Source organism: Micromonospora foliorum, from assembly GCF_022229015.1.
Taxonomy (GTDB): Bacteria; Actinomycetota; Actinomycetes; order Mycobacteriales; family Micromonosporaceae; genus Micromonospora; species Micromonospora foliorum.
This window is the reverse complement of sequence record NZ_JAKKFF010000113.1, coordinates 1-9,723: the sequence shown is the minus strand read 5'-3', so window position 1 is coordinate 9,723 and position 9,723 is coordinate 1. Positions and strand designations below refer to the sequence as shown.

The 9,723-nt window shown below is 70.1% G+C and carries 9 protein-coding genes and 2 pseudogenes; 4 read left to right on the top strand and 7 right to left on the bottom strand.

Features of this window, described 5'->3' with window-relative positions:
* Positions 1-1,387 (top strand): tetratricopeptide repeat protein (locus PSH25_RS10325; protein ID WP_238658812.1); only part of this gene is annotated, 1,387 nt, incomplete at its 5' end.
* Positions 1,388-2,038: 651 nt separating this feature from the next.
* Here the strand turns inward: PSH25_RS10325 and PSH25_RS10320 are convergent.
* The 5 genes from PSH25_RS10320 to PSH25_RS10305 all read right to left on the bottom strand — a co-directional run bounded on the left by PSH25_RS10320 (position 2,039) and on the right by PSH25_RS10305 (position 4,399).
* Positions 2,039-2,278, bottom strand: coding sequence for a helix-turn-helix domain-containing protein (locus PSH25_RS10320; protein WP_238658811.1), 240 nt, complete (start codon positions 2,276-2,278; stop codon positions 2,039-2,041).
* Between the two features lie 18 nt (positions 2,279-2,296).
* Positions 2,297-2,431 carry a response regulator gene (locus PSH25_RS33630; protein ID WP_274527270.1) on the bottom strand — a complete coding sequence of 45 codons (135 nt, stop codon included), beginning with the start codon at positions 2,429-2,431 and terminating at the stop codon, positions 2,297-2,299.
* A 5-nt stretch (positions 2,432-2,436) separates the two neighbouring features.
* Positions 2,437-2,643: a response regulator gene (locus PSH25_RS10315; RefSeq protein WP_238658810.1), complete on the bottom strand. Its 207-nt coding sequence runs from the start codon at positions 2,641-2,643 to the stop codon at positions 2,437-2,439.
* Between the two features lie 32 nt (positions 2,644-2,675).
* Entirely contained in the window at positions 2,676-3,530 is an 855-nt protein-coding gene (locus PSH25_RS10310) for a sensor histidine kinase (protein ID WP_238658809.1), read from the bottom strand.
* 62 nt (positions 3,531-3,592) lie between these two features.
* Entirely contained in the window at positions 3,593-4,399 is an 807-nt protein-coding gene (locus PSH25_RS10305) for a hypothetical protein (protein WP_238658808.1), read from the bottom strand.
* Positions 4,400-4,691: 292 nt separating this feature from the next.
* Between PSH25_RS10305 and PSH25_RS10300 the strand changes: the two are divergent.
* Together PSH25_RS10300 and PSH25_RS10295 are read left to right on the top strand one after the other, a co-directional pair.
* Positions 4,692-4,925: pseudogene (locus PSH25_RS10300) on the top strand (PadR family transcriptional regulator); the annotation flags it as partial.
* Between the two features lie 4 nt (positions 4,926-4,929).
* On the top strand, positions 4,930-5,490 hold the full coding sequence (locus PSH25_RS10295; protein WP_238658813.1) for a hypothetical protein: 561 nt from the start codon (positions 4,930-4,932) through the stop codon (positions 5,488-5,490).
* Positions 5,491-5,801: 311 nt separating this feature from the next.
* Here the strand turns inward: PSH25_RS10295 and PSH25_RS10290 are convergent, their stop codons facing one another.
* Positions 5,802-7,220: an FAD-binding oxidoreductase gene (locus tag PSH25_RS10290; RefSeq protein ID WP_238658807.1), complete on the bottom strand. Its 1,419-nt coding sequence runs from the start codon at positions 7,218-7,220 to the stop codon at positions 5,802-5,804.
* 144 nt (positions 7,221-7,364) lie between these two features.
* Positions 7,365-9,467 carry an AfsR/SARP family transcriptional regulator gene (locus PSH25_RS10285; protein ID WP_238658806.1) on the bottom strand — a complete coding sequence of 701 codons (2,103 nt, stop codon included), beginning with the start codon at positions 9,465-9,467 and terminating at the stop codon, positions 7,365-7,367.
* A gap of 83 nt (positions 9,468-9,550) precedes the next feature.
* On the opposite strand from PSH25_RS10285, the pseudogene PSH25_RS10280 reads away from it, so the two are divergent.
* Positions 9,551-9,700 (top strand): annotated as a pseudogene (locus PSH25_RS10280) (IS5/IS1182 family transposase); the annotation flags it as partial.
* Between the last annotated feature and the right edge of the window lie 23 nt (positions 9,701-9,723).

The window sequence follows — 9,723 nt, the reverse complement described above, 5'->3', positions numbered from 1 at the left end:
TGACTGGGCCGACAGCGGCAACACATCCGCCGCCTTAAGGCTAGCGAATCTGCTGGTCGACCAGGGCCACACCGACGAAGCGATCGGCGTGCTTCGCAACGCCGTCGACGCGGGCAGCGGCGTCGCTGCCGTAAGGCTGGCCGAGCTACTGCACCGTCAGGACCGTATCGACGAGGCGATCGACATACTCCGAAACGGGGCCGATACCAGCGCCGAGTACGCCGCCCAACTACTAGCAGCACTGCTGGCCGACCAGGGCCATATTGACGAGGCGATCGCCGTGCTGCGCAACGCCGCCGAATCTGGCGATATGCACGCCGCCGGACAGCTGGCAGAGCTACTGACCCAGCATAACCGTATTGACGAGGCGATCGCCGTGCTGCGCAACGCCGCCGAATCTGGCGACCGGTCCGCCGCCGGACAGCTGGTAAGGCTGCTAGCCGAGCAGGGCCACGAGGCGGAAGCGATCGGCATGGCCGCCGACGCGGCCGACGGGTATGTCGCCCAACGGTTGGCAGATTTCCTGGCCTCGCGGAACCGTGTCGACGAGGCAATCGAGCTGCTCCGCGGCAGAGCCGACGCGGACACCGAACTGCCAACGTTCCTGGAGTCGCAAAACCGTGTGGACGACCTGCGGACCTTGGCCGACAGCGGCAACGAGCGCGCCACGCTCCATCTGGCACGGGTGTTGGCTTCGCAGAACCGTTTCGACGAGCTGCAGGCCCGAGCCGACGCCGATGATTGGTACGCCCTTTCGGAACTGGCAAGACTATTGGCCTCGCAGAACCGCGTCGACGAGCTGCGAATCCGAGCCGATGCCGAGGTCGGCAGCACAGTCGCTCACGAACTGGCGAGGCTGTTGGTTTCGCAGAACCGTGTCGATGAGCTGCGTGAGTGGGCCGACAGCGGCAACGAGACCGCGGCCTGGCACTTGAACAACCTGCTGTTCGAGCAGGGCCACATCGATGAGTTACATGGGCGGGCCAACGCCGGCGACCGGAACGCCATCCAACAACTTGCCCACCTGTTGGCCAAGCAAGGCCAACTGGAGGAGGCCCGAGCCCTGGTCAATAGTCCGGCCTACATCGGCGAGGGATACGCCGTCGGCCAGCAAGCGGAGCTGTTGAGCTTGCAGGGCCACGTCGACGAGGCGATCGATCTGCTGCGCAGCCGAGCTACCACCGGCGACACGGACAACGGACAACGGATGGTCGACTTGCTGCGTGAGCACGGCCGCACAGACGAGCTACGCGCGGAGGTGTATGCCGGTACACCCGATGCCGCGGACGCTTGGCTCGCCCTGCTCACCGAGCAGGGCAAAACCCACCTGGCCCAACGGATCCGCCGATACGGACTCACCCCCGAGCTAGCCGCTGAAACCAGCTGACGTTCTGCGAACACAACCGCAGGTCCACCTCCAGTGTCTTCTCCAAGCCCCCGACACGGACGGGACTGTACAAATAACGGCTCTGGCTCACATTCGGTGGTAGCAGAAAGCGCCTTGGCGGATACGCGTTGACGCTCGCGATCCAACAGGCTGAGGTCTGGCCCCCCACCTGCGGAGATTCTGGCTGCACACCCTCGTCTCTGGACCGCCCACGCGCCCTGCCCAACTATCACCACCGAGGTTTCGGCGCGCCTGGCCCGCGACTACGAAACCCACCGCGCAACTCCGAAGCCATGATCCGATGGGCCGCCCTCGGCGGCATGCTCCGCCGCCTCACCCGAGGCGAACCCGCCACCCGCCAACAACGCCGCACCTTCAACACACCCGACTGACAGCAATGTGAAACACGCTCTCAGATGACTGACCGCAGTCGGGTGAGCGCCCGGGCCATGATCACACCGCCGCTGCGGTGGTTGGCGTGACCGTCGTCGGCAACTCGTTCGGCGGCTGGATCGCTGCCGAGACACCCACCTACGTTCTAGGCCACGACGAGGGGGTCGACGTGCCCACCACCAGAGTCGCCTGATCCGATCGGGGACCAGCCCTCCTCCCATCCGGCCCGCAGATCGGAGGCTGGCCCCCGACGCGTGGTCAGGGCCGGCCGAGTCCTCGCTGGCGGGCCTCCGCGATGGCCTGGGAACGGCTGCCCACCTGTAGCTTCACCAGCACGTTGGACAGGTGGTTCCGTACGGTCTTCGGGCTCAACGCGAGCCGCTGCGCGACCGAGGCATTGTCCAGGCCCTTGGCCACCAGATCCAGTACCTCCCGCTCACGGTCGGTGAGCTGCGGGAACGCTGTCGGAAGGCTGGCCCGGCCGGCAATCAGGTGCACGGCGCGGTAGCCGACCTCCTAGCCGAGCAGGACCTCGCCGTTCGCGACCGCGCGGATGCCTCGTTCGACCTCCGCAGGCGAGGCGCCCTTGAGCAGGTACCCGGACGCGCCGGCCCGCAGGGCACCGTAGAGCGAGTCATCGTCGTCGAGCATCGTGATCACCAGGATGGCAACCTCGGGCTGGGCGGCCCGGATCGCCGGATCGCCTCGATGCCGGACTCCGCGCCCAGATGCAGGTCCATCAGCACCACGTCCGGACTCTGCACCGTAGCCAGAGCGACGGTCGACGCGACGTCGATCGCATCGCCGACGACCTGAATCCCGCTCAGGGTGCCGACCAGCGCGCTCAACCCGAGCCGGAACAACGGATGATCGTCGACTACCGCTACCCGGATGTTCACCGGCGGGCCACGGGCACGACCAGTTGGACCCGGGTGCCGACACCGTCCGGCGGTGAGGTGATCGTGGGCTGGCCGCCGGCGCCCTCGGCCCGCTCACGCATCGAACGGGTTCCCACACCGGCGGGAGCCCGGGCGTCGATACCCACCCCGTGGTCGGTCACCGACACCTCCAACCCGTCCACTTTGCCCACGACCTCGATACTGCACCGGTCCACGCCAGCATGCCGGTACACGTTGCGTACCGCCTCGACGATGATGCCGTACACCGCGGTGGCCAGGTCGCCGCGCAGGCGGTTCGGCGGAGCGCGCACCTCGACGGCGAGCCCGGCCCCCGCGTACCGCTCCCGCAAGTGATCCAGGGCCGGACCCAGGGCTCCGTCGTCGAGCAGCGGCGGCATCAGGTCCAGGGCGATGTCCCGCACACTCGCCGCCTGTCGATCCGCCTCTGTCGCCAATTGCCCGATGAGGTCGTCCACGGTCGCGATCACCGGGTCGCTCCGGCGCCCGCTCAGCATGTTGTGGACCGCCGCCATCCCCAGCGACAGTCCACTCAGCGCCGGCACGAGCCCGTCGTGCAGGTCCCGCCGCAGTCGCCGGCGTTCCTCGTCACGGGCCCGAGCGGTGGCGTCGCGAGCCCGGTCGATCTCGTCCTGCGCGTGGGCCAGTTCGACCAGCGCGGTCACGACCGGGGCCAGGTCGGTCAACGTCGACGCGGCCCGGCGACCGAGCTTCTCGCCTGGTTTGGGCCAGGCATACATGACGCCAACCGGCGAATCCTCGCCGGTCAGGTGTACCGTCAGCGCCTCGCCCGCGCCGGCCAGCGCCGGGGCGCCGGCCGGGCTGATGGTCACCGTAACAATCGCAGGGAACGGGCAATGCCCTCGCAGACCGCGTCGAGCATGAGCTGACCGCGCTAGGCGGAACGAAGCCGGTCGGCGACCTGGCGGATCAGTGGTCGACCGGACTCGCCGTGCACCAGCCGGTCCACGTGTCGCTGAACCCATTGCCGGATCGGTTGGAACGCCGCCGCCAATGTGGCGGTGACCATCGCCTCGGGCAGGACCGACGACGGCGCGACGAACTGGTTGAGCAGCAGTAGCCCGAGCGTGTACGAGCCGATGAGGATCCCCGTCAAGAGCCCCCAGACCAGCGTGCGCCGGACGGCCATCTCCATACCCCACAGGCGTTGGCGCAGCACGACCACCAGCAGCGCGGTCGGGAAGAAGCCCTGGGCGGCCAGCATCAGCGACGGCGCGACCGGGCCGTAGACCGGCACCCCCCAGGCCGTCGCGAGAGCAAGCGGGAGGATCGCCAGGGCCAGCAGACCGATGCCGATGGACAGCCAGCCCAGACCGCGCTGCTCGTCCGGGTTCGCGCTGACCCGGCGAGCCAGCACCCCGGTCGCGGCGGCCAGGGTGAGGGCGAACCAGACCGCATTCAGCCAGGGCGCGACGGCCGCCCGGAGGCTCAGCAGCGCCGGGTCGTCGACCGGCAACGGCCGCCAAGGCGAGGACGGATCCGACGTGGTGACCACCATGACCACGATCATGAACACCACTCCGGCGCCGATGGCGGCTCGGTCGAGGCGGCCGAAGGCCCGGATCGGCAGCAGCCACGGCAGCACCACGGTGAGCGCGTAGTAGCCCGGTATCCACAACCAATACATCCCGCCGAGCACGACCGGCGCCGGCAGCACCGACGGCCACCGCTCGCCGGCCATATGCCCAAGCTGCCAGCGCCACGGACACAGCCCCGCCGAGTCCGGCGGCAGCGACGATCCACGCGACCAGATGACCCCGGCGGGTCAGCATCAGCCAGGCAAGGACGCCGTACACCGCCCCGACCACCAGGTCGACCAGGGAGTAGAGCATCCACGGATCCCACGACGGCGCGGCAACCGCCCACACGACGACCGACGCGACGGAGAGCACGCTCGTCACGGTAAGCACTGCCCATGCTGTCACGGGCCACCGGCGGTCGGCCATCGCATCCCCCTCCTTGCTCGACACTGGCGCCCCGGCACCCTCTACGGCGCGCTGGACCGCCTCGTCGACGCCGGCCTGGTCGAGGTCCACCGGGAGGAGATCGTGGACGGCCGACTGCGCCGCTACTACCGCCTTTCCCCCGCCGGCGACACCATCCTTGGCGAGGAGACCGATCGACTGCGCCGAAACGTCGAGGCCGCCACGGCCCGACTCCGCGATCGCTCCCGCTCTCCTCAGGCTGCGCCACGGACGTCGGAGGGATGGCATGAGGAAACTCGAACGCCGCTATCGACGGCTACTCCACGCGTACCCGCTGGGCTACCGGCGGGACCGCGGCGCCGAGATCGTCGGGACGTACCTCGATCTGGCCGACCCCGGCCGCCGCTGGCCGTCACCGGCCGACGCCGCGGACGTGGTGACCGGCGGCGTCCGCGAGCGGCTGCGGGCCGCCGGCGCGGCCGACCTCATCCCCGGGGTGCGCCTCGCCGCCACCCTCGCGTTCACCACCGGGACCGCCCTCGCCGGCATCTGGACAGCAGCCGAGACCATCGCCGGCCGGGCATCCTGGGGCGTGCCGACCTTCGCACCCGTTCGCCACCACCGGGATCATCGTCTGGACAGTCTGGCTGCTGGCCGCCGCCGTGCACTCCCTCGCCCCGCTCCGATGGACCCGGATGACCATCGGCCTGGCGCTGCTGCTGAGCGCCGCCGCCCTCCCGGTCGGCGCCTGGCCGGCCTACCGCGACCCCCACTGTTCGTCCTCGTACCCCAAGCTGCGCTCGGCCTTCTGGCACTGGCCATGCCCACCGAACCTTCGTGGAAATAGTCCAGCCGCAGTACGTCAAGGCCAGGAGGCTACGGCTTCTTGGTAGCCCACAGAGACGAGCGACTGACCGACAAGGAAGCTGCCGGCGACGGCGGGGTAGGTGTCCGGGGCTCGGGGTGGTGGTGGGTCCAGGATGGGCGATGGGTTCCGGTGGCGAATCGTTTTCCTCCAGTGCCGAGCAGAGGGAGAAGGTGCTGAGCGAAGCTGAAGTCCTGATGGAAGCCTGTCACCGGAGCGTCGGTTGCCGCCGATCCTCGACGGCGGGGTGGGCCGCGTCCGAGGAGGAACGGACGCGGCCCGCAGCGCAACCGTCAGGCGTTCGGCAGCGGCTCGATGTTCTGGTTCACCCGGAACAGGTTCTCCGGGTCGTAGCTGGCCTTGACCGCCCGCAGCCGCTCGTAGGTGGCGGTGGTGTAGGCGCCACGGACCCCTTCGGCGGTGGCGTCGGTGGCGGTGAGGAAGTTGACGAGACGACGTCCGCTGTCCCACGGGGCCAGGTTCTGGAGCAGCTTCGCGGCGTACCCGTCGACCGCGGTCGCCTGGTCGGGGCCGGCGATGGCCACGGTGTAGAACAGGAACGGAAGCTGGTGGTGGTCGATCGCGCTCGGCGACCCGCCGGGACGCGCCAGGGCACCGCCGAGGTGACGGATCTCGACCAGCACCAGTGGAGAGTTGGCGCCCGACCCGGCCAGCTCGACGATGGCGTCCACCGCCTCGGCCGGGAAGTCCCGCAGCAGCGCGGACCGGTCATACATGGGGATCGGCGCGGGCGGGTCGGCGTGGATCGAACCGACCGCCGCGTACGGCATCTCGGCGACCGTGTCGATGATGCTCGGGGCGGCCGCACGCAGCGGCTCGACCAACGGCTCCGCGTCGGCGGCGGTGCCCGCGTACGCGATGCGGACGTGCACGGTCAACCGTCCCCGCAGCGGCTCGGGCACCTCGGGCAGGGGCGGCAGCCGGAGCAACGCGACCGAGGAGGTCATCTCGTCCGGAACCGTCGCGACCCACTCCCGCCAGGCGTTCAGCACCTGCGGGGCGTACTCACCGGGGAAGAAGAGACCACCGCCGTAGAAATGCGGCAACGGTACGAGGTCGAACTCGAGGGCGGTGACGACGCCGAAGTTGCCCTTCCCGCCGCGCAGTGCCCAGAACAGGTCCGGCTCGCTCGACGGGGTCACCTGGCGCAGCTCGCCGTCGGAGGTGACCAGGTCGATGGCGCGTACCCGGTCGGAGGCGTACCCGTACGCGCGGCCCAACGGGCCGAGCCCGCCACCGAGCGTGTAGCCGACCACCCCGACGGTCGGGGATGCACCGTTGAGCGGCGCCAGGCCGAACGGCGCGGCCGCCGCCACAACCTGCTCCCAGCGGGTGCCGGCCTGGACCCGGGCAACCCGGTTCGCCTCGTCAATGGTGACGGCGTCCATCCGCCGGGTGGCGATCAGCACCGCCCCGTCCGAGGCCATCGGCGTTCCGTGGCCGGTGGCCAGGACGGCAACCGGCAGCCGCCGGCGCGCCGCGAACCGTACCGCCGCCTGCACGTCCGCGGCGGTGACCGCCCCCACCACCACGGCCGGGCGGTGCGGGTGGGCGAGGTTGTACGTGGCGCACTCCCCCTCGTAGCCGGCGTCGCCGGGCAGGAAGACGGTTCCGGTGACCTCGGCACCGAGTTCGTCCGCCTCGTGGCGGTGGATCTGGACCCTGTCAGGCCGGGAAGATGGCGTGGGCATGTGCGCTCCAAGGTCGATCGGTTTCGCGTCGCGTGTAGGAATCCGGCGACCGGGCGATCGCACCATCGCGTGATCTACGACTGATGGACGATGCGTGGATGCGGCCGGCGGCGCCCCGGTGACTGGACCGCCCCCACCAGGCAGTCAGACGGCAGCGCGTAGCGCCGCCGGGTCGGCGTGGAGCGCCTGCGCGACCATCGCCAGTTCCCGGTGCAGTGCCCGCGCCACGGTTGGGTTCGCCTCGCCCTGGTCGATCGCGGTGAGCAGGTGCCGGCGGCGCTCCGACAGCCACCTCTCGGCGGCCTCCCGGTCGCGGAAGGTGAGGTCAGCGACGTCGAGCACCCGAATCCCCGACTCCACCACGCTGGCCGTGTCCAGGGCGTTGCATGCGCTGGCCAACAGGAAGCCGACATACCTGGCGACTGCCGCGTCACAGGCGGCGATGCCGTCCTGGGAATACGCCCGCTGCCGCGCCCAGGGCCGGATCAGGCCGAGGTAGTGGTAACGGCGTGAGCCGTCGGGCTCGATCAGGTGCAGGTCGGCGAGGGACTCGAGGGCCTCCACCGCGGTGTTCGGTTCGACGTCGAGGATCGCCGCCGCCGACATGATCGACACGTCCGGAGCATCGGGCAGGGCGATCAGCCGGAAGGCGCGGGCCAGCGTGTCGTCCAGCCGCCGGTACGCCCGCTCGATCGGGGCGGCGGCGATCCGGCAGTCCTCGAACATCGGCTGACCCGAGTCACCGTTGAGGTACTTGTCCACGTACAGGTAGTGCTCGACGGCGGCCAGGCTGCCCCGGGGTCTGCTCGCGAGTCGCGCGGCCGCCACCCGCACCGGAAGCGGCAGGTACGAGAACTTCCCCGTCAGCCGGGTCACCATGTCGAGGTCGTCGCTCACCCGGTCGCGGCCGGCGACCCGCTCGAAGAGGGCTAACGCCTCGTCCGGCTTCAGTACGTCGAGCCGCAGCCAGTGTGAGCTGGGCAGGTCGATAAGTCGGCGCTGACTGGTGATGACCGTGGCGCACCCGGGCGACATCGCCAGCAGCTCACGAACCTGGGCACTGTGCCGGACGTCGTCGAGGACGACGAGTACCCGCCGGCCGCAGAGCATGCTCCGCCAGAGGGCCGCCCGCTGACCGACGAGGCCCGGCAGCTCACGGAGCGGGACGCCGAAAGCCTGGAGCAGGAATTCCAGCACCAGACCCGGACCGACCGGCTGGCCGCCCTCGTCGGTTAGGTCGACGTAGACCTGCCCGTCGGGGAAGTGGTTGCGCACCGCGTGTGCCAGATGGACGGCGAAGGCGGTCTTGCCCACCCCGGCCAGTCCGTCAACGCCGAGCACCGTGGTCGCGTCGGGGCGGGTCAACAGGTGGACGGCGCGGGCGAGGAGGTCGGCGCGTCCGGTGAAGTCCGGCAGGTCCGGCGGAAGCTGGGACGGTGCCGAGAGCGGCTGGTCCAACGGCGGCCGATCGGCTGCCACGGCGTCCCAGTCCCGGTCCGCCGCGAGGATCCGCTGGTAGAGGTCGCGCAGTGCCGGTCCCGGGTCGATGCCCAGTTCCTCGGCGAGGAGTCGCCGGGCGTGCTGGTAGACGTCTATCGCCTCGGCCTGTTGACCCGATCGGTACAGCGCCAGCATGAGCAGTTCGCGCAGCCGCTCACGAAGGGGGTGCTCCGTGACCAGCTCGGTCAACTCGAGGGCCACCTGTTCGTGACGGCCGAGCTGGAGGTCGAGGTCGAACCGCCCCTCGACCGCAGCCAGTTGCAGCGACCGGAGGCCGGTGCGCCGACCGTCGGCGAAGGACCCCTTGATGCCCACAAGCGGCGTGCCCTGCCACAGGTCGAGGGCGTCGCGCAGCTCGCTCGCCGCCCGCGCAAGGTCACCGGCGCGTCGGGCCTCCTGGGCCTGCGCAAGCCGGTGGCGGAACATGCCGAGGTCGAGGACCTCGGCCGGAACGCGTACGACATAACCACCGGCGACCGATTCGATGACCAGGGGCGACCCGTCGCCGCCCAGCACCTTCCGGAGCCGGTAGACGTAGGTCCGTACGATCCCGACTGCCGTACGCGGCGGGTCGTCTCCCCATACGCCGTCGACCAGTGTCTCGGATGAGACCTGCACACCATCGCTCAGCAGCAGGATCGTCAGGACCGCCCGCTGCTGCGGCGATCCGAGGTCTATCTCCCGTCCGTCCCGCCAGGCCCGTACCGGACCCAGCACCGCGAGCCAAAGTCCTCGCTCAGCAGCCACGCTCGTACCCCCTCCACCGCCTGTCGGGCAGCCCGCCGGAAAACTGCCACGCACGCCCCGCCGGCCCGGCTGCTCCGCCGGTCACGGTGACCGCTTCCTCCGCGCAGGTCGGACACACCCTGGCAAGGATGAAGTGCTTCAAGATCCTGCGCGACTACCACCGCGCCGCCCGCACATTGACCGACACCGCTTCCGGCATCGCACACCTGCACAACATCATCTTGGAAGGCTGACCCCCAGCCCCAGCCCCAGCCCC